The sequence below is a fragment of the Faecalibacterium hattorii genome, from assembly GCF_003287455.1.
Lineage (GTDB): Bacteria > Bacillota > Clostridia > Oscillospirales > Ruminococcaceae > Faecalibacterium > Faecalibacterium hattorii.
Map to the genome: position 1 here is coordinate 37,474 of NZ_PRLC01000005.1, position 19,956 is coordinate 57,429.

General features: G+C 60.5%; 19 protein-coding genes and 1 tRNA gene. 7 read left to right on the forward strand and 13 right to left on the reverse strand.

From position 1 onward, the window contains the following. Window positions 1-132: 132 nt before the first annotated feature. Window positions 133-684: a biotin transporter BioY gene (locus C4N23_RS04630; RefSeq protein WP_097839788.1), complete on the reverse strand. Its 552-nt coding sequence runs from the start codon at window positions 682-684 to the stop codon at window positions 133-135. Window positions 685-865: 181 nt separating this feature from the next. On the opposite strand from C4N23_RS04630, the gene C4N23_RS04635 reads away from it, so the two are divergent. The 4 genes from C4N23_RS04635 to C4N23_RS04650 all read left to right on the forward strand — a co-directional run bounded on the left by C4N23_RS04635 (window position 866) and on the right by C4N23_RS04650 (window position 3,392). Continuing rightward, window positions 866-1,441 carry a hypothetical protein gene (locus C4N23_RS04635; protein ID WP_112144406.1) on the forward strand — a complete coding sequence of 192 codons (576 nt, stop codon included), beginning with the start codon at window positions 866-868 and terminating at the stop codon, window positions 1,439-1,441. A 135-nt stretch (window positions 1,442-1,576) separates the two neighbouring features. Beyond that, complete coding sequence (locus C4N23_RS04640; protein WP_055190077.1) at window positions 1,577-2,068, forward strand: RNA polymerase sigma factor; 492 nt, start codon at window positions 1,577-1,579, stop codon at window positions 2,066-2,068. After that, on the forward strand, window positions 2,055-3,197 hold the full coding sequence (locus C4N23_RS04645) for a DUF4349 domain-containing protein (RefSeq protein WP_112144408.1): 1,143 nt from the start codon (window positions 2,055-2,057) through the stop codon (window positions 3,195-3,197). Before C4N23_RS04640 ends, C4N23_RS04645 begins: the two co-directional genes overlap by 14 nt. Window positions 3,198-3,315: 118 nt before the next feature. Continuing rightward, window positions 3,316-3,392, forward strand: a tRNA-Met gene (locus tag C4N23_RS04650). A 203-nt stretch (window positions 3,393-3,595) separates the two neighbouring features. Here the strand turns inward: C4N23_RS04650 and C4N23_RS04655 are convergent. The 10 genes from C4N23_RS04655 to C4N23_RS04700 all read right to left on the reverse strand — a co-directional run bounded on the left by C4N23_RS04655 (window position 3,596) and on the right by C4N23_RS04700 (window position 15,498). Continuing rightward, window positions 3,596-4,561 carry an AEC family transporter gene (locus C4N23_RS04655; protein WP_112144410.1) on the reverse strand — a complete coding sequence of 322 codons (966 nt, stop codon included), beginning with the start codon at window positions 4,559-4,561 and terminating at the stop codon, window positions 3,596-3,598. A 3-nt stretch (window positions 4,562-4,564) separates the two neighbouring features. After that, complete coding sequence (locus C4N23_RS04660) at window positions 4,565-6,103, reverse strand: AAA family ATPase (protein WP_112144413.1); 1,539 nt, start codon at window positions 6,101-6,103, stop codon at window positions 4,565-4,567. A gap of 17 nt (window positions 6,104-6,120) precedes the next feature. Then, entirely contained in the window at window positions 6,121-7,572 is a 1,452-nt protein-coding gene (locus C4N23_RS04665) for a vWA domain-containing protein (protein ID WP_342587740.1), read from the reverse strand. 1 nt (window position 7,573) lies between these two features. Next, on the reverse strand, window positions 7,574-8,644 hold the full coding sequence (locus C4N23_RS04670) for a leucine-rich repeat protein (RefSeq protein ID WP_112144419.1): 1,071 nt from the start codon (window positions 8,642-8,644) through the stop codon (window positions 7,574-7,576). 237 nt (window positions 8,645-8,881) lie between these two features. Then, complete coding sequence (locus C4N23_RS04675) at window positions 8,882-9,262, reverse strand: FMN-binding protein (RefSeq protein ID WP_242983725.1); 381 nt, start codon at window positions 9,260-9,262, stop codon at window positions 8,882-8,884. Window positions 9,263-9,302: 40 nt separating this feature from the next. Beyond that, window positions 9,303-10,961: a glutamine--tRNA ligase/YqeY domain fusion protein gene (locus C4N23_RS04680; protein WP_112144423.1), complete on the reverse strand. Its 1,659-nt coding sequence runs from the start codon at window positions 10,959-10,961 to the stop codon at window positions 9,303-9,305. 132 nt (window positions 10,962-11,093) lie between these two features. After that, complete coding sequence (locus tag C4N23_RS04685) at window positions 11,094-12,026, reverse strand: ROK family protein (RefSeq protein WP_112144425.1); 933 nt, start codon at window positions 12,024-12,026, stop codon at window positions 11,094-11,096. 249 nt (window positions 12,027-12,275) lie between these two features. Beyond that, window positions 12,276-13,862: a mannitol dehydrogenase family protein gene (locus C4N23_RS04690; RefSeq protein ID WP_112144427.1), complete on the reverse strand. Its 1,587-nt coding sequence runs from the start codon at window positions 13,860-13,862 to the stop codon at window positions 12,276-12,278. A 5-nt stretch (window positions 13,863-13,867) separates the two neighbouring features. After that, a complete protein-coding gene (gene uxuA / locus C4N23_RS04695) occupies window positions 13,868-14,968 on the reverse strand; it encodes a mannonate dehydratase (RefSeq protein ID WP_055190097.1) in 1,101 nt (366 codons plus the stop codon). 242 nt (window positions 14,969-15,210) lie between these two features. Further along, a complete protein-coding gene (locus tag C4N23_RS04700; protein ID WP_112144429.1) occupies window positions 15,211-15,498 on the reverse strand; it encodes a helix-turn-helix domain-containing protein in 288 nt (95 codons plus the stop codon). A gap of 165 nt (window positions 15,499-15,663) precedes the next feature. Here C4N23_RS04700 and C4N23_RS04705 point away from each other — a divergent pair, with 165 nt between their 5' ends. Next, complete coding sequence (locus tag C4N23_RS04705) at window positions 15,664-16,101, forward strand: hypothetical protein (RefSeq protein ID WP_181567070.1); 438 nt, start codon at window positions 15,664-15,666, stop codon at window positions 16,099-16,101. Between the two features lie 99 nt (window positions 16,102-16,200). On the opposite strand, the gene C4N23_RS04710 is transcribed toward C4N23_RS04705, so the two are convergent. Beyond that, a complete protein-coding gene (locus C4N23_RS04710) occupies window positions 16,201-16,875 on the reverse strand; it encodes a GntR family transcriptional regulator (protein ID WP_097839798.1) in 675 nt (224 codons plus the stop codon). A 136-nt stretch (window positions 16,876-17,011) separates the two neighbouring features. Continuing rightward, window positions 17,012-17,656 (reverse strand): phosphatase PAP2 family protein, encoded by a 645-nt coding sequence (locus C4N23_RS04715; RefSeq protein ID WP_112144433.1) that lies wholly within the window; start codon window positions 17,654-17,656, stop codon window positions 17,012-17,014. Between the two features lie 244 nt (window positions 17,657-17,900). Between C4N23_RS04715 and C4N23_RS04720 the strand changes: the two genes are divergently transcribed. Beyond that, window positions 17,901-18,809 carry a Cof-type HAD-IIB family hydrolase gene (locus C4N23_RS04720; RefSeq protein WP_112144435.1) on the forward strand — a complete coding sequence of 303 codons (909 nt, stop codon included), beginning with the start codon at window positions 17,901-17,903 and terminating at the stop codon, window positions 18,807-18,809. Window positions 18,810-18,986: 177 nt separating this feature from the next. Further along, entirely contained in the window at window positions 18,987-19,949 is a 963-nt protein-coding gene (eda, locus tag C4N23_RS04725; RefSeq protein WP_112144437.1) for a bifunctional 4-hydroxy-2-oxoglutarate aldolase/2-dehydro-3-deoxy-phosphogluconate aldolase, read from the forward strand. Window positions 19,950-19,956 lie beyond the last annotated feature (7 nt).

Genomic DNA, 19,956 nt, shown 5'->3' on the forward strand with positions numbered 1-19,956 from the left:
CGGTTGTCAAGTGCCCGCGCGAAAACGGTCGTAAAAGAAAGAAAACCGGGTCCTTGCCGCATTGCAAAGACCCGGTTTCCGTGTGCACCGCGTGCACAGGAGCCGTACTATATATAAGGAGAACGCTTTTCGTTACGCCAGCTTCAGCACGCCCGCCTGAATCAGCCGCTTGCGCATCAGCGCACCGACGATGCAGGAGACCACGATCTTGCCGAGGTCCAGTGCAATGAAGGGATAAACACAGACCGCCAGCGCGTAGCCCAGATCACACTGCATCTGGAACACGAACCACGCCGTGCCCAGCACATAACAGGCCGCGTCGCCCAGCACCAGACCGATGCCGGAAACCACCGGGCTGCCGTTGCTCTTCTCGATGAACAGGCCGCCGATGAACGCCATCAGCAGGTAACCCACCAGATAGCCGCCCGTGGGGCCCGCCAGCTTGGCAAGGCCCGCGCCGTAGCCGGAGAACACCGGCAGACCCACAGCGCCCAGCGCCAGATAGACCGCCACGCTCAACGTGCCGAACTTCGGCCCCAGCAGCCATGCGCTGAAGCAGATGACCAGATTGGTCAGCGAAATGGGGATGGCCCCGATGGGCACGCTCAGGGGGCCCAGCACACACATCACAGCCGCCATCAGCGCCGTGACTGCCATTTGATACGTCGTCAGTTTCTTTTCCATGTTGTCCTCTCTCACAGTATAAAAGATTCTTGTCACGATTGAAAGTATACCCCGCCGCTCCCGGACGGTCAACAATAAAGTTTTCCAAAGGTTTACAATTTCCGTTTTTGCTTGCCAAACCGTCCAAAATCCACTATACTTGGGGTGATTGCATTCACCCAAAATGGAAGGAGACGTGCAGATGGGCGGAGGACACCTTTCCCGGCCGGATTTCGGGATGCCCCAGCCAAACCCGGACCATCCCCTGACGGAATTCTATCAGCTTCTTCAGCGCGGGCTGGACCGCGAGGGCGTGTTTGCTCTGCCCGCGCTCTATGCAGCCTTTCAGGCCCCGGCCCGGCGCATCTACGCCGACGAAGCCGCCGATTACCTCACCCTATCGGAGACCCCGGCGGAGAGCCGCACCCTGCTGCTCCCGCCCCGGATGCTCCAAATTTTATACAGCAGCCTCCACGTCCTGCCGGACGGCACCCCGGCGGCTCTTCTCCTCACCGAGGAGTGCTCCCGCACCGTCTACGCGGTGCAGCTCCAGCCCCCCTTTGTCTGGGAGGACCCGCTGCCGCCTTTGCCGGACTGCGCCGCCGCGCTGACGCTGACCCTCACCCTGCGGGATGTGGAAGCCATCGACGCCGACCCCGCCGCGCTGGCCCGGCGGCTCTGCCGGGAAGCGGCGGGCAAACACTGGCTCGCCCACCCCAAGGCCGATACCTACCTCGCCGGGCGGATCGCGTTGCTCCAGCGATTGTACAAACGTTAGGATTTTGTTATATTCTTTTCATTCTACCATGCAATAATTGGGGCATTTCAGCCGTGTATTAGGTGAAATGTCCCTCTGGAACCAAGGATTTCCAGCAAGCCCCGGCCACCGGGGCCGCAAAGGAGTGTAAGACTTATGGGACAGTTGACCAAAGACGAAGTTTTTGCGCTGGCTGTGCAGCGATACAGTGACGCCGTCTACCGCGCAGCCTACCACAATTGCAGCTGCGCGGCGGACGCTGAAGACGTGGTGCAGGACGTATTTGAAAAGCTCCTGAACTACAACGGCCGCTTTGAGAGTGAGGAGCACCTCAAGGCTTGGCTGCTGCGCGTCGCCATCAACCGCTGCCGGGACCTGACCCGTGCAGCGCGCCAGAAGGACACCGAATTGGACGAGAATATCCCCGCCCCCGACCCCACAGAAGACGGCAGCGTGCTCGATGCGGTCCGCGCCCTGCCGGAGAACTACCGCAACGCCGTGTACCTCCACTATTATGAAGGCTACACCGCCGCGGAAGTGGGCCGGATGCTGGGGGCCCCCACCAATACGGTGCTCAGTTGGCTGCGGCGCGCCCGCGCACAGCTACATACCATGCTGAAGGAGGAGATCGAAGATGAGGTGGTATGAGTACAAGATGGAGGTCGATGACCTGCACGCCTCAGAGGGCCTGAAGGCCAAGCTCTTGGCGATGCAAGCCAAGGCGGACGCCTCCGGCGCCACCCCGAAACCCCAGTTGACCCCGGTCCCCGCACCGGAGCCCGCGAAGAAGAAAAAGGCCATCCGCTTCCCCGGCCGGCGGGTGCTGGAAGCCGCCGCCTGTGCGGCGCTGTGCGGCGGCATCCTCTACGGGGCTGCCCGCGTCGGCTCCCTGCCCAGCGTCACCCTGCTCTCCGGCGGGTCGGCATCCAGCACCGCCGCTGCCTACGAGGCCGCCCCGGAGCTGGCCACCTACTCCATGGCGGACGCAGGTGGTTCTGCCTACAGCGCCGACCGCGCCGTGAACACCTCCGGCAGCACCCTGCTGACCTCCGGTAATGTGGAGAACGACACCGCTGCCCATACCGCCGACAACGCGAAGATCATCTACACCACCTGCCTCTCCATCGAGACAAAGGACTACGACTGGGCCTACCAGCAGCTGAACGATACGCTGTCCAGTGTGGACGGCTATCTGGAGTCCAGCAGCGAGTACACCGACAGTACCGACAGCACCCGCACTCTCTCCCTGACGCTGCGGGTGCCGGAGAGTTCCTATGACGCCTTCGTGGATGCCGCCGAACAGGCGGGCAGTGTGACCAGCAAGAGCGAGTCCGCCGACGATGTGACCACGCAGTACATGGACATCGAAGCCCGGCTCGACAACCTCACCGCCCAGCGCACCCGTCTGCAGGAGCTGCAAGCCAGCGCGGACAACCTCACAGACCTGTTGCAGATCGAGTCCTCCCTGAGCGATGTCCAGTACCAGATTGAGAGCTACCAGAGCCAGCTCAACTGGTACAGCCAGCAGGTCTCCTACTGCACCGTGAACATCACCCTTGACGAGGTGGAGACCCTGACCACCGGCACCAGCTTCGCTGCCCGGCTGGCCGACGCCGCCAAGAACGGCTGGTCGAACTTCACCGCCGGGGCACAGGCCGTCGTGGTCTTCCTCATGGGCGCATGGCCCGCCATCGTCATCGGCGCGGCGTGCGGCGTGGTGTTCTATCAGGTCCGCCACCCCCGCAAAAAGCGCCCGAACCCAAAGGACGCAAAGTGACCTGCCCCCGCCCGGAATAAAACTCGAAAAAAATTTCGGAAAACGCTTGACATTCTCCCCGCCCTGTGGTATTATACTTGAGCAGTCAGCGAGAGGCTGACGCAAGACAAGTAAATATCGCGGGGTGGAGCAGTCTGGTAGCTCGTCGGGCTCATAACCCGAAGGTCGTTGGTTCAAATCCGGCCCCCGCAACCACCAAGCATCTTGATGAATTTCAAGATGCTTTTTTGTCGTGTTTTTACAAAATAAAAAGCCGCATACTCCCTCAGTCACGGCTTTGCCGTGCCAGCTCCCTCTCGGAGGGAGCCTTGGCGTAACGGTTAGCTGTGAAAGCCTCCCTCTCAGAGGGAGGTGGCATCGCGTCAGCGATGACGGAGGGAGTATGCAGCCTTTTCTCCTTACGCAATAAACCCATTGCTTCTTGCCCAGAAGACCCAGAAGGTCAGGGTCAGGGCGCTGAAGAAGGTGGTGGTGACGCAGACACTGCCGGTGAGGGTGCCCTCGTGGCCCATCTGCTTGGCCATGACGTAGCCCGCCGGGGTGGTCACGCTGCCCAGCATGACCAGCAGGGCGACGAGCTTCTGGTCGGTGAAGCCGAAGTGCACCGCCATGGGCAGGAAGATGGCGGGCAGGAGGATGAGCTTGGTCACGGTGGCCGCGGCGGTAGGCTTCAGGTAGGCCAGCGCCGCGCGGCCCTTGAAGCCCGCACCGATGGCCAGCAGCGCCAAGGGGCTGGTCAGCCCGGCGAGGCTGGTCAGGGTCTTGTTCACCATGGTCGGCATGGGCAGCCGGAGCAGACTCCACACAAAACCCGCCGCGATGCCCAGCAGGATGGGGTTCGTGACGATGCCCTTGAGGCTCTTTTTGATCTTCTCCCCCATGCCGCTTTTGGCCGATCGAGAAAGCGAGGGGCTTTCCAGCGTCAGGATGACCACGGCGAAGATGTTGTACAGCGGCACGCTGCCGAGGATCATCAGGCCCGACATGCCGGAGGTGCCGTAGATGTTCTGGATGAAGGCCGCGCCGAGGATGGCGGCGGAGGAGCGGTAGCACGCCTGAACGAACTCGCCCACGATGTGCTTGTCCTTCAGCAGCAGCTTTGCCAGCACCCAGATGACCAGAATGCTGGCCGTGGTGGCTGCGGCGCAGAAGAGCACATAGGCCCCATCAAAGCTGGCCCGGACGTCCATGGTGGCAAGGTCCCGGAAGAGCTGCACCGGCAGCGCCACATTGAAGACGAACTTGTTGGCCATGGCCACGAAGTCGTCGGTCAGGAAGTTTTTGCGGTGGAGCAGACAGCCCAGCACCATGATGAAGAACAGCGGCATGGTGCTGTTCAGGCTGAAGAGCAGGCTTTCCCCCATGGCTCACATTCCCCCATGGCGGCGCTCTTCAGCGGCCAGCTCCTGCTGCAAGGCGGCCTTGCGGTGATCCAGCAGCAGGTCTTTGTTGTAACGGAAGTACCGGTCGCAGCCGTTTTCGGTGATGAAGGCATGGGCGGCGGGGGCCAGCGTCAGCTCGGTGACGAAGACCACCATCTCCTGCCCTTCCGCAAAAGCCGCTTCCATGAAGTCGAAGGCAGCTTCCAGCGCGGCAGAGGCCGTTTCCTGCGCCTTGTCCCGCTCGTCGGCGAGGGTCTGGAACTGGGTGCGGAGCAGCTCGAAGGCTTCCTTGGTGCCCACGGCATTGGCGTGGCGCAGTTCCGCTTCCCACTTGCGGAGGGCAGCACAGACCGTGAGCCGAGTGGCCGCAGCATCCCGGCTCAGCAGCCCGGCCTCCCGCTGGCGCTTCGTCTCGGCGTCGTAGTCGGCGATCATCTGGCTGAACAGGGTGGCCGGGCCGTCCGGGATATCCTCCGGCAGGGTAGCAAAGCCCTGTTTGGCTTCCCGCAGGAAGGCGTAGCACCCGTCGGCGGCGGCATCGGCCTGACGAGAGGCCGTGAACCGGTTGTTCAGGCCGGACAAGATCAGGCTGACAAGGCTGAGCCGCTCGTCGAAGGGAGCGTTCAGCAGCCGGGCAAAGACGGCGGGCTTGGCCTGACCGGCCAAGATCTCCTCCACGCCGTAGTCGTCGCGGTACTTATAATAAAGGTCGAGGTAGGCCGAGAAATCCTCAGCGATCTTCTCGTGCTGGAGGTACTGGCGGATGAGCGACTCGTCGGCCTTGAGGCCCAGCGCCTCGTAGGTGTCCAGCAGGTTGGACAGGTCCTCCCAGCCGCGGGCGGTGACGAACTGAGTACCGTCCACGTCGGCGTTGATCTGGTAGAAGTTCTGGGGGTGGAGGTCGAGGTAGCTCAGGATGGCGCTGTGGATGCGGGCCGTGCGGGCGTAGTCCTTCCACGCCTGCAGATCGGGCTCGATGTCCATCCGGCGGACACGGTCGAGGGTGACGATGTCGAAATCGCGGACGGATTTATTGTACTCCGGCGGGTTGCCGGCTGCCACGATGACCCACCCCGCCGGAACTGCCTGATTGCCGAAGGTCTTGCACTGCAAGAATTGCAGCATGGTGGGGGCCAGCGTCTCGGAGACACAGTTGATCTCGTCGATGAAGAGGATGCCTTCCTTCAGGCCCGTGGCCTCCATCTTGGCGTAGACGCTGGCGATGATCTCGCTCATGGTGTACTCCGTCACCGAAACGTCCTTGTCGCCGTAGTGGCGCTGGCGGATGAAGGGCAGACCCACGGCGCTCTGGCGGGTGTGGTGGGTGATGGTGTAAGCCACCAGCGCCACGCCGCACTCCCGCGCCGCCTGTTCCATGATCTGCGTCTTGCCGATGCCCGGAGGGCCCATCAGCAGGATGGGGCGCTGCCGGATAGCCGGGATGGCGTATTCGCCCAGCGCGTCCTTGGCCAGATAGGCTTTGACGGTATGTTCGATCTCTTGCTTGGCTCGTTGGATATTCATAAAGCTTCCTCACATCCTCAGGTGTTGTTCAGTTCGCGGTAGGGGTCGTCCTCGTCGTTCAGCGCTTCGGCGAGAGCCGAAGCCGCCTTGGCGGACGGGCCGGTAAATTCATCCTCGTCCAGCACCACCTTCATGGCCCATGGCGGAACATTGGCGTCGTCGAAGCGGTCGCCAAGGAACAAAAAGGCGGTGTCATAGGCCGGGCGGCGGGCCGGGTAGCTGCCCATGCCGTCGGTGAAGTAGAGCAGCCCCCGCAGATTCGAGAACTTTTTCTCGGCGCAGAGCTGGCTGACGTACGCAAAGGCCGGGCGGAAGTCCGTTCCGCCGCCGCCCCGGAGCTGGAAGTGGTTCATGGCGTGGATGAGCTCGTCCTCGTTTCGGACCAGCAGGTCCTGCCGAACGGCATTGTCCGCTTGGATGAGGTGGAGGTTCATCCGGTGGAAGAAGTTCTCCCGCCCCTTCAGCAGGGTGTAGGTCTCAGCCAGAAAGGCCCGCACCAGCTCACCGGAAGTGGAATAGCTGGTATCGATGACGAGGGCCAGTTCCTCGATCTTTTTGCTCTCCCGCGTTTCCAGCGGCTCGATGAGGGGCATGTTCCCATAGACGGAGAGGCCATAGGTGTAGAAGTTCAGGTCGAACTCGTCCGGGTCAAGGTGGACCTCCTCCCGCGTGACGCAGAAGCGGCGGAGGAAGTCCCGGTAGCTGCGGCGGCTGCGGTTGGCGGCTTTGACCTGTTCGCGCAGGTTGTCGGCTCCCTCGCCCGCTTCTTTGTCCCGCAGTTCCAGTTCGGTCTGCATCCGCTCGCCGATCTTCTGCCACGTTTTCTGGGGCAGGGGCGTGGGCATCTGCTGGGGCTGTTCGGGGGCGTCCTTGGGCCAGAGGCGGTGGTCGTCGGTGGTGAACTCCCGCTCCAGCTGCCGCAGCACGCCGGGGGTCTGCTTCACCAGCCATCGGTAGGCCGGGGCCGCCGCCACCACTTTGCCCTCCGCCGCGATGGACCCATAGGCGTTCTGCCGCACATAGGTCAGCGGCCGCTTGACGCTGGAGCGGTTCAGCCCATCGATGACGTTTTCCACCGCGATGTCGCACGCAAGGCCCCACAAACGGGGGTCCCGCCGCCCCTTCATCCAGAGATGTCGGAATACGCAGTGGAATATCGTATGGAGATACAACCGGTTGAGATATTTCGGATTTTGTTTGTAGAGCCGGAGCAGGGCGCTGGGCTGATAGCAGAGGATACGGCCATCCGTAGCCAACACGCCGCACCGTTCGTCCGGGGTGGGGGTCAGGGCCGAAAGGGCCATGTCCAGAAAGCGGAAATCCAGATACAGCCCGCTGCGCACCACGGCCAGCACCTCGCCGCCCATCCGCGTCTGCCACTCCTCGTGGGTCTCCGGCCGCTTCGACTCAAAGGGCTTGCGGGGGTCGAAGAATTTTTCTTTTTCGGGGAGCTGGGTCACTTTCCTCACCTCAGAAATCAAAATCGTATCGTTTCTTTTTCGGCTTCGCGGACAGCTTTGTGTACTCCGCATCGGCCAGCAGGGCCGCTGCCGCGGCGTTGTCGGCCTTGGCGGCCATCTGGGCAGCCTCGGCAAAGGCGGCGGCGTCCAGCACATCCAGCGCCAGCAGGGCTTTCAGGCCGTCGAGGTTCTGCGCCTTCAACAGCCGGGCAACCACCCGGCCCGTGTTGGCTTTGAGGAACGCCGTGTAGGCCGCTTTCGCCCCTTCGGTCAGGTTCCACGGCCAGCGCAGCCGGTCGAAGCAGAGCATGGCCATAATGTTCCTGTCCTCGGCGGCGTGACCCTCCGGGAAGATGGCGTCATATTCTGCGCAGAGGAATTTTCCATTCAGAAAACACTGTCTGTAATGGTATCCTTGCCCGGAAAAGGTATGCAGCAGGATGTGGGCCGGGGATTCCTCCACGTCCTCCCAATAGGCGGGGTACCACAGCCCTGCGCGGGGGGCCGCTTCGCCGGGGAGCCAGAACAGGGCACGCACCGCCTCGGTGATGTTGTTGACGAGGGCGAACAGCCCGGTGGCCGCTTCCGGCTCAGCCCGCACCACAAGGTCCGCCAGCGCGAAGCAGTTCAGGAAGACATCGCTGCCCACGGTCAGGTCGGCGGCCCCGAAGGAGAGCCGCCGCAGCCTACGGCAGTTGTAGAATGCGCAGCTCCCGATGACCTGCAGCCCGTCGGGCAGGACGGCTTCTTCGAGGAAGTTCCCGCAGACGGGGTGCAGGTCGGTCTCTTCCGGTGCGTCCCCGAAGTCGAGGTCGTACCGGCGGCGTCCCGTCAGCGCCCGGCCAAAGGCGCGGGTCAGGGTCACCGCCCCGTCCCCGCCGACTTCGTACCGGCAGAGGGCATCGGCGGCGGGCAGATTCCGGAGCTTTTCAGAAAAGCAGTAGTCCCCCAGCTCCGTGAGGGTCCACTTCTCCCCTCCCGGCCCCGGCACCTCCCCCGGCACCGCAATGCAGGGCTCGTCCCCGTAGACACGGATGAGGCGGGCGGTGTTATTTTTTAATGGAAGAATATCGAACAGCATAGTTTATCTCTATCGCGGAGCCCACTGCTTAACGCGAGATCAGGCTTTGCTCGTCCAGCAATATCAAAACCGACATGCCAAGGGCTCACCCCTTCGGGAAAGACTCCCCCGGCCGGGGGAGGTGGCACGATAGTGCCAGAAGGGGAGCAGCTGGCGAGCGAAGCGAGACTGAGAGGGCATTCCTTACAAAAAAACTGCTGCACGCGCAGATGCCGTGCAGCAGTTGGGTGTTTGCGATTACTGTGCGGCCTGCGCCAGACAATCGTCCATGGCGGTGAAGATGGCGTCGCTGGTCATGGTGCTGCCAGAAACAGCATCCACCCCAGCTGTGCCGCCGGCTTCCTGCAGACTGACGGCCAAGCTTTCGGCCGCCTTGCCGCCCAGCGCGGGCGTTTCGCCCGAAGCATCGATGTTCACACCGGTCACTTTGCCGCCGGTGATGGTCACCGTTACCGCCACATCGCTCAGGCACCCTTTCGCGCTGGCGGTATAGGTGCCGTCGGTGTAGGTAGCGGCGTTATCGGCGGCGGGCACCGTTCCGGTGTTGGCGATGTACAGGGACAGGACAATGCCCAGCACGAGATCCAGCACCACCATCAGAATGGTATTCCGACTCATGTGTTTTTTCATCTTGCTGTTTGCTCCTTTGGGGAAAATTTTACTTTGCGGGCTTGAAGCTGTCGCGCAGGGTCACGACGCGGTTGTACACGCCGGGGTTCTTGGAATCCGGGGTGAAGAAACCGGTGCGGACGAACTGGAACTTCTCGCCGGGCTTTGCGTCCTTCAGGCTCTCTTCCAGCTTGCAGCCGGTGCGGGCCACAACGCTTTCGGGGTTGAGGTAGTCCTTGTAGTCGCTGCCCTCCGGGATGGCGTTCATGTTGGCCTCGGTGAAGAGCTTGTCGTACAGGCGGACTTCGGCGTCCACGGCGTGCGCGGCGCTGACCCAGTGGATCGTGCCCTTGACCTTGCGGCCGTCGGCGGGGTTGCCGTTGCCGGTCTCGATATCAGCCGTGCAGTGGATCGCGGCGATGGAGCCGTCCGCGTTCTTCTCCACGCTCTCGCACTTGACGATATAGGCACCCATCAGGCGGACTTCGCCGCCGAGGGTCAGACGCTTGAACTTGGGAGGCGGCACCTCGGCGAAGTCCTCGTTCTCGATCCACAGCTCCTTGGTGAAGGCCACCTTGCGGGTGGTGGTATCGTTGGCTTCACGGTTGGGGTTGTTGGCGATATCGAAGTACTCGGTCTTGTCCTCCGGGTAGTTGTCGATGATGAGCTTCACCGGGTCCAGCACGGCGATGCGGCGCTGAGCGGTCAGGTCCAGCTCGCTGCGGATGCAGGCTTCCAGCTGGCGCATATCGATGAGGTTGTCGGACTTGGAGATACCGGCTTCCCGCACAAAGGTGAAGATGGAGGTGGGGGTGTAGCCGCGGCGGCGCAGACCGCAGAGGGTCGGCATCCGGGGGTCGTCCCAGCCGTCTACAATGCCCATTTCCACCAGCTCACGCAGGTAGCGCTTGCTCATGACCGTGTTGGTCATGTTCAGGCGGGCGAACTCGCGCTGCTTGGGGAACTCAGTGCCGAAGATGTTCTCGATGACCCAGTTGTACAGCGGGCGGTGGTTCTCGAACTCCAAGCTGCACATGCTGTGGGTGATGCCCTCGATGGCGTCCTGAATGGGGTGGGCGAAGTCATACATCGGGTAGATGCACCACTTGCTGCCCTGCCGGTGATGCTCGGCGTACTTGATGCGGTAGATGGCCGGGTCACGCAGGTTCATGTTGGGGCTGGCAAGGTCGATCTTGGCGCGCAGGGTCTTCTCGCCCTCCTTGAACTCGCCCGCACGCATCCGGCGGAACAGGTCAAGGTTCTCTTCCGGGGTGCGGTCCCGCCACGGGGACGGGCGGCTGGGCTTACCGGCGTCGCTGCCGCGGTACTCGCGCATCTCGTCGCGGGTCAGGTCATCGACGTAGGCCTTGCCCTCCTGAATGAGCTTCTCGGCGTACTCGTAGCACTTGTCGAAGTAGTCACTGCCGTAGAAGATGCCGCCGTTGGGGTCGGCACCCAGCCAATGCAGATCCTCGATGATGCTGTTGACGTACTCCTCGCCTTCGCGGGCGGGGTTGGTGTCGTCCAGACGCAGGTTGAACTTACCGCCGTACTGGTTCGCGATGGACCAGTTGATGTAGATGGCCTTGGCGCTGCCAATGTGCAGGTAGCCGTTCGGCTCCGGCGGGAAACGGGTATGGATCTCGCTGATCTTGCCCTCGGCGAGGTCGGCGTCGATGATCTCAGTCAAAAAGTTTTTATCAGCCATGTGGCGTTCCCCCTTCATCCGGGCCAAACCGCCCGGAACTACTCATGATTCAATACCCATTATAATACACCATTTTTCGCTTTGCTTCAAGGTGGAAATGCAAACCGGGGCAAAATGGCGTTTTCTACCGCATTATTTCTGCGGGTAAAAGGCGTTTTGGTAGCTGACCAGCGCCCCGATCTGGTTGGACTTATTGTGGAAGGCGCACGCCACGATCTCCGGGTGGGCAAGGCTGCGGGCCTGTTCCTCGCTGAAGGGGTGGCCCTTCAGGATCTGCTCCTCATACACCCGATCCAGCGTCTCGATCAGGAGGGGCTGGCTGCTGATACCGCCGCCGATGGCGACCTTTTCGAGATCCAGCAGGACGCTCAGATTATAGATCTGCACGTCCACGGCAAAGCAGAATTTTTCCAGCACTTCCAGCGCCTCCGGCTCCCCGGCGTTGGCTGCGTCGAAGAAGATCCTGCCGTTCATGGGCGCGTCTGCGGGCAGACCCTTGCGCTCCCGGTAGGCGTCCAGCAGAGCCGTGGTGCTGCACTGGCACGCCATAGTCTTTCTGCCGTTGTTCCACTCGTCGGCGTTGGTGTTCATGAAGCTGTACTCTCCCGCCGTAAAGTCTCGGCCCCGCACCAGCTGGCCATTGACGATGAGGCCGCCGCCCACGCCGGTGCCGATGATGAACACCGCCGCGTTGCTGCAGCCCTTGAGGACGCCCCGCTGCAATTCGGCGATGGCGGCGGCTTTGCCGTCGTTCTCGATCCAGACCTTGCAGCCGCACTTTTCGGCAAGGCGCGGGCCCACCGGCGTGCCGATGTTGTAGATGATGGAGGGGGCCCCGCCGCCCTTGACCACGCCGTGCTCGGCGTCGATGAAGCCGGGCAGACTCAGCGCGATGCCGTCCACCTCGTCCCTGTGGGGACGGTAGATCTCCGCCATCGTCTCCAGAAAATGTTCCTGACTGTCGCCGGGCGTGGGCACGCTGCCGGACTCATAGTAGTTCATGGTGTCATCCATGACCGAATACTTGATCTCGGTGCCGCCTACGTCAAAGACCATTACCTTCATGCAATTTACCTCCCGCTGGTTTTTCTTTATTATAAAACAAACGCCGTGCAAAATCCACCCCATCGGTTCCACTTCATACGCTGGCGGAACCGGGAACCTTGCGAGGAAGACTATCAGGCCCCCTCCCAGAGGGGGCTGGCTGCGAAGCAGACTGGGGGAGTTACGGGCATAAAAAATCCCACGCTGCGGCAAAGCAAAACGCAGCGTGGGCACGAAGATAGCTTAACTTAAAAGGGAAATGTCAGCGCCTCAGCGGGCGGCGACGTACTTGTGCAGGGTCTTGCGGACAGCGCCGTTGCCAGCGTACAGCTCCTTGACCATGCCTTCGATCTGCTCACCCAGACCGACCTCATACAGGTTGACACCGAAGATGTCGGCGCGGCTGTACAGATTCTTCAGGCAGCTGAAGTCCTGCTCCCCTTCCTTGACCTCCAGCGGAGCCACGATGGCCTGCAGCTCAGCCAGCATCGGATCGGGAGAGATCTCGAAAGCCTTGCCGTTGTCATCGACACCCTTCAGGTAGCGGGCATAACCGGCCAGCACCAGCGGGATCAGGACGAGGTTGGACTTGTCCAGACCCCGTGCCTCGTAAGCCTTGATGGTCTCGCCGAAGCGGATGGCCAGCTTCTGAGAGGTATCGGTGGCGATGCGCTGGGGTGCGTCGGGCATGAAGGGGTTGGGCAGACGGCGGTTGATGACCGCGCCGATGAACTCGTAGGGGTTCAGGACGCCCGGATCCACGACAACGGGCATTGCCTCGATGTAGCCGATCTTCTGGATGAAGGAGCGCAGGTCCTCGTCTGCCATCTCGGCGGAGATGAGGGTGTAGTCCAGCATACAGCCATAGATGGACATGGCGGTGTGCAGGGGGTTCAGGCAGGTGCAGACCTTCATCTTCTCGATCTTATCGACGGTCTCGCGGTCGCAGTACAGGACACCACCCAGCTCCAGCGGAGGACGGCCATTGGTGTAGTGGTCCTCGATGCACAGGTACTGGGTCTCCTCGGCGTTGACGAAGGGAGCAGTGAAGGTGTGCTTCTCGGTGACGATGGTGTAGTTGTCCTCAAAGCCGTCGTCGGCCAGCATCTGCTGGACCTTGGCATCGGGGCGCGGGGTGATCTTATCGATCATGCTCCACGGGAAGGTGATCTTGGTCTCGTCCTGTACATAGGCGAGGAACTCAGCGGGAACCAGACCCTGCTCGACCCACTTGGTCGCGTAGGTGATGACCGCATTCTTGACCTTGTCGCCGTTGTGGGAGCAGTTGTCCATGCTCTGCACGGTCAGGGGCAGCTTGCCGGCCTTGAAACGCTCGTACAGCAGAGCGGTGACCTTGCCCATGGCCAGAACGGGGGTCAGGCCGCGCTCCAGATCGGCAGGAGCCACGCCGTAGCCCTTCTCGGTGATGGTGAAGGAGATCATCTGCAGGCTGGGGTTCTGGAAGATCTCCACCAGACGGGCCCAGTCCTCGGTGAAGGAGGGGTCAGCCTTCAGGCTCTCGGTGACGGAGGCCACGACCTTCTTCTCGATGTCGCCGGTGGACTTCAGGCAGACCAGCAGGCTCATGTTGTCGTAGGGGCGGTAAGCCTTGTCGATGATCTCGTAGTCGAAGCTCTCGGCCACGATGACACCGCGGTCATACTTGCCGCTGTTCAGCGCGTCGTTCAGGACGGCGGCGGGGAAAGCGCGGAAGATGTTGCCAGCGCCGAAGTGGACCCAAGTAGGCTCCGCGTGGGTCTTGGCCTTGACGGCCTCCACATCGAACTTGGGCAGCTCGTAGCCCTTTTCTGCCCACTCGGCGGACAGATTGCCATTCTTGATATCAGTCAGCTTCATAACATTCAGCCTTTCTTTTTCTCTTCATCCAGACGATCCAGCAGATCCCAGACGCCCAGCATATACTGGATGCCCAGAGCACGGTCATACTTGCCGTAGCCGGGGCGGCAGTTGCCGGGGCCTTCCTCCCACAGCTGGCGGCCGTGGTCGGGGCGGATATAGCCCTCGTAGCCGCCGTCATGGTAAGCGCGCAGGATCTCGATGATGCCGGTCTCGCCGCAGCAGTCGCGGTGAGCAGCCTCGGAGAAGTCGCCGTTGGGGAAGTGATGGATGTTGCGGATGTGAGCGAAGGCGATGCGGTCGCAGTGCTTGCGCACGATCTCAGCAACGTTGTTGTTGGGGTTCGCGTTCAGGCTGCCGGAGCACAGGGTCAGGCAGTTGTACTCGTCGTCCACCATGCTCAGGAAGCGGTCGATGCTCTCGGCATCCACCAGCAGACGGGGCAGACCGAAGATATCCCAAGGGGGATCGTCCATGTGGATGGCCATCTTGATGTCGCACTCGCGGCAGGTGGGCATGATGGCTTCGAGGAAGTACTTCAGGTTCTCCCACAGCTTCTCCTTGGTGACAGGGGCGTAGGCCTTGAACAGCTCGTCCAGTTTTGCCATGCGCTCCGGCTCCCAGCCGGGGAAGGTCATGTGATACTTCTCGGTAAAGCCGAGGATGTAGTCGGCCATGGCCTTGTAGTCGTCCTGAATCATGTCCTTCTGATAGAACAGAGCGGTGGAGCCATCGCCGACGGGGTGGAACAGGTCGGTACGGGTCCAGTCAAAGATGGGCATGAAGTTGTAGCAGATGACCTTGACGCCGAACTTGGACAGGTTGCGGATGCACTGCTTGTAGTTCTCGATATACTTATCGCGGGTGGGCAGACCGATCTTGATGTCGTCGTGGACATTGACGGACTCGACCACGTCCATATCGAAGCCGTAAGCGTGGATCTGGTCTGCGACCTTCTGGATCTCGTCGATCTCCCAGATCTCGCCGGGCATCTTATTGTGCAGTGCCCAGACGATGCTGGTCACGCCGGGGATCTGCTTGATGTCGTTGAGGGTGATGGGGTCGTTGCCCTCACCATACCAACGCCAACCCATTTTCATAGGCATAGGGGTTTCCTCCTTATGTTGCTTTGCTTTTCCGTCCGCAGCAACCGCTGCGGCACATCCCTGCTTATATTCTAATATATCAGTTTCGCCTTGGCAATTGGCGTTTTGACATTTTTTGAAGTTTTTTCTTGTATACTTTAGACAAAAAGACGACTGCACAAAGGATTTTGCCCCTTTTGCAGCCGTCTATTCCACGATTTTCTTGCTATTTTTTTGTCAATATTGATGGAAATGCTGCACGCTCACTCTTTCACCCGCAGACTGCGGAGCAGCCGCTCTTTTTCTTCCGGCTTCCATGTGCGCAGTTCCCGGTAGAGTTCCGTGTCTGTCCAGTCCGCCCGGCCAACAATGTAATCGATGCAGACCCCATAATGATCCGCCAGCGTCATCAGATGATGTGTCGGAATCTCCTGCACTCCCAGCTCATATTTTGCATACTGCTGCTGGGTCGTATTCAGAAGCGCCCCCGCTTCCTTCTGTGTCAGGTCTGCGTCTTCCCGCAAATCCCGAAGTCGTTCGTAGCAATACATAAAAGTAAAGCCCCCTTGAGAGGAACTATACTTGACATCCAATCAGATGTATTGACTTTACATCTTATCAGGTGTATTATGATGTTATAAGCATCTTTTTATTCGTACTTAGGAGGAATCAGTATGAAAAATCTAAAAAGACTCGCACTCATTCTCGCTACGGTCATGATGTTCTTCACGCTAACCGCTTGCCAGTCCACCACGCCGACTGTTACCAACCCCGAAACCAACACCAGCACCACTTCCAAGGGCGAAGTTGAGCTCGTCAATCGGGATGGCGTCAAGATCATTCTGGTCGGCAACCTCGACCTGAAGGGCAATGTCCTTGGCCCTCAGATCAAGGTTCGCGTTGAGAACAATTCTGGCCGGAGCATCATCGTTCAGGCCCGCAACACTTCGGTGAACGGTTTCTCGATGGATGCCATCATGTCCTGCTCCGTGAACAACGGTGAAAAGGGGTATGATACCCTGCTTTTCCTGAACAGTGACCTCAACAATGCCGGTATCACAAACATTAAAACGATCAAAACCGCATTTGCAATTATCGACGGCAACACTTGGTACACTCTTTCCACCACCGATTCTGTCACCATTAACTTCTAATTGATTTTCTATCACCTCCGGTTTCACAAAACAGCAAAGGCCCTTGGGATGCAAAGACTACAGCTTCTGCATTCCAAGGGCCTTTCAATATTTTACCTTTTAACCTTCAATAAAGTAATCCGGGTGGTTTGCCTTCGCCTGTTCCACCGAGAGCTTATAGCGGTTGAGGTGGTCGCTCAGGGCACGGCCCACATCCTCCTCGCTGCCGTGGAGCACGGCTTCCAGAATGCGGGTGTGCGCGCCGCAGACGGACTTGTTTTCCTCGGTCTGCAAGCTGAACTTGCGCAGCCGCTCGATGTGCTGGAAGGTGGACAGCATATGGTCGAAGTGCTCCTCCATCCCGCACAGCTCAAAGGCTCGGCGGTGGAAGGCGTTGTCGAGGTCCAGCATCCGGGTCTCACGGTTCTCGGCACCGGGGTCGCTCTCCAGCACGCGGTACCGCTCGATGAGCAGCCGATAAGCCGCCTCCTGCTCGCCGGTCAGGCGGCCGCGGACGCGGTTCAGGATCTCCTTTTCTAAGGTATAGCGGGCAAACTGCTCCATCTCCATCAGCTTCAGGTCGATGGGGGCAACGTATGTACCGCTCTGCGGCTTGATGGTGACCATGTGGGCGATGTTGAGCATGATGAGCGCTTCCCGCATGGGGGTGCGGCTGATGCCGAGCTCCTGCGCCAGCTCATGATCGTTGAGTTCATCGCCGGGTTTCAGTTCCATTGTAATGATACGGCTGCGGATGGTCTCGTATGCAGCCTCTCGTGCACTCCGTACTGCCATCGTTCCTCTCTCCTTTTGGCAACCAAAACGTAGGCGCTCCGCTCTCTGATATATTAGTGCAGGCGCCAGTTTCATTTTACCCCGGAACAACGTCCGCCGTCAATAGGAAAGGGCCATAAAATGCAAGATTTTCTTGTCAATCTGCGATTTTCGTCTTTTTGCCATACAGGAACGGCACCCAGACGGCCACCAGCACCAGACCGCAGACCACATCAATGATGGAATGCTGCTTGGTGAAGACGGTGGACAGGCAGATGAGTCCGGCCCAGACCCACGCCACGGCCTTCAGCGCCGGGCGGTGCTTTGCCAGCTTGCTCTGGGAAAAGGCCAGCGCCATGCAGCCGGAGCTCTGGCAGTGGATGGACGGGCAGACGTTGACCGAGGCATCGGCCTTCCAGATAAGCTGCATGATCCGCATCGCAAGGTTGTCGCGGCCGATGGCCTCCGCCGTGGGGCGGATATCCAGCCCGTTGGGCAGGATCATGTAGATCATCAGGCAGAGGGTCATGCCGGAGAACATCATCAGGCAGAGCTTGTCGTAGCTCTCGGTGTCATACCACCAGAGCATCGCCGTCACCGCCGCCAGCAGCACAAACCAGCTGCAATAGGGGAAGATGAACCATTCATTGAACGGAATGAGGTCGTCGATGGGGGAATGGATGATGTACTTCGGATTTTTGATGGTCAAGTCCAGCCAGAAAAACCAGATGAGATAGATCACCCAATAGGCCTGAAACCACAGATGCGGCTTCAGCTTGGAACGCAGGGATGGGGTCTTCATGTCTTTTCTCCTATATTTTTGATTTCGCAACGCTTTATTTTACCACAAGGCGACGTATTGCGCAAATACAAATTCTAGGATACAATAAAAGTATTCCTCACTCCCTCCGTCATCGCTTGCGCGATGCCACCTCCCTCCCGGAGGGAGGCTTTCCATCTGTCCGTCACGCAAAAGGCTCCCTCACCGAGGGAGCTGGCACGGCAAAGCCGTGACTGAGGGAGTATGCAAGCCAAAAGGAGACCTTATGTCAAACCTCATTCATCCCCGTCTCATCGCCCTCGACCTCGACGGCACGCTGCTGGACCGCCAAGGCGCAGTCACTCCCCGCACCCGCCAAGCCATCGCCGACGCGGTGGCGCAGGGCGTGGTGGTGCTGCCCGCCACGGGCCGCCCGCTGTCCAATCTGCCGCCGGTGGTGGCCCAGCTCCCCGGCATCCGCTACGCCATCACCTCCAACGGAGCCGCAGTCTGGGACCTCGGCGCGAACCCCATGAGTGCAGTCTACAGCCGCTACTGGAACGCCGCCGAGCACCGCACCACCGAACCCACGGCCCTCATCGCCCGGCCCATGCCGGTGGAGCTGGCGCGGGAGGCCTTTGCACTTTATATGGAATACCCCGGCGCCCTGAGCGTCTTCTGCGATGGCCGCACCTACCGCGACCGGGTGGGCATGGCGCGGTTCGGGGTCCGCTATGCCCGGCGCACCGGCTCCACCGAGGCCCGCCAGCCCAACGACGGCCGCTTCACCGTAGTGAACGACCTCAGCGAGTGGATGAGCCGCCACGCCCACGAGGTCGAGAAGTTCTGCATGTTCTTCGATACCCCGGAGGAGGCACAGGCCGCCCTCCCCCGCTTCTACGCGCTGGAAGGGGCCGAAGTGGTGCAGGGCGCACCGGATAACATCGAGCTCACGGCCAAGGGCGTGGACAAGGGCACGGCCCTGCTGGCGCTGGCCGACCGGCTGGGCATCCCCTGCGAGGCCACCGCCGCCTTTGGCGACAGCGAGAACGACCGCGCCATGCTGGAAAAGGCGGGCATCGCCGCCGTCATGGCCAACGGGATGCCCCAGATCAAGGCGCTGGCCGACCTCGTCAGCACCGGCGACTGCGACCACGACGGCGTCGCCGAGCTGTTTGAGCGGCTTGGTCTGTGATGCTTCGGCATTTTTGTGCAATGTATACAAGCTCCTATGCAAAACATTGTGCTTGTTGAGCATTACCAAATGTCGTTTCGTCGTTTATACTAATAGTACGAACGTATGGTGGGGCGGGGTGTGCCCAAATGGCGGCAAGCCCCACTCCCATGAGTTAAAATAAAAGGAGAATGCGTTATGAATCCCATTGTCGAAAAGGTCTATCAGATCGGCATTATCCCTGTTATCGCTTTCAACAGCGTTGATGAAGCCCTGCCCCTGTGCAAGGCACTGGCAGACGGTGGTCTGCCCGCAGCTGAGGTCACCTTCCGCACCGCATGTGCTGAGGAGTGCATCCGCAAGATCCACGACGAGATGCCCGAAATGCTGCTGGGCGCCGGCACTGTCCTGACCACCGAGCAGGCTGACCGCGCAATGGCAGCCGGTGCTTCCTTCATCGTTGCTCCCGGCTTCGACCCCGAGGTCTGCAAGCACGTCATCGACAAGGGCGGCATCATGATGCCCGGCACTGCTTCCGCCGGTGAGATGCAGCAGGCCATGAACATGGGCTGCGAGGCTCTGAAGTTCTTCCCCGCTGAGGCAAACGGCGGTGTTGGTATGCTGAAGAACATCGGCGCTGCCCTGAAGGGTGCCCGCTGGATGTGCACCGGCGGCGTCAACGCCAAGAATGTCAACGATTATCTGGGCTATGACCAGATCTTTGCTGTCGGCGGCACTTGGATGTGCAAGAGCGACGTCATCAAGGCTGGCGACTGGGCAAAGATTACCGCTCAGAGCAAGGAAGCCGTTGACACCATGCTGGGTCTGCACCTGCACCATGTCGGCATCAACACCGGCAACGAGGAGGAGGCCATGAAGATCGCCAACTTCATCGGTGCAATGCTGAATATGAAGGTCGCTCCCGGCAACTCCAGCATTTTCGTCGGCAACAAGGAATTCGAGATCATGAAGAAGCCGGGCCGCGGCACCAATGGCCACATCGCCATCGGCTGCAACAATGTGGACCGCGCCATCTATCACCTGTCTCAGCGCGGCGTGAAGTTCGATCTGGACTCCAAGAACGTCAAGAACGGCAAGACTGTCGCCTGCTACTTCGCAGACGAGATCGGCGGCTTCGCCTTCCACCTCGTTCAGGCCTAAACCCTGA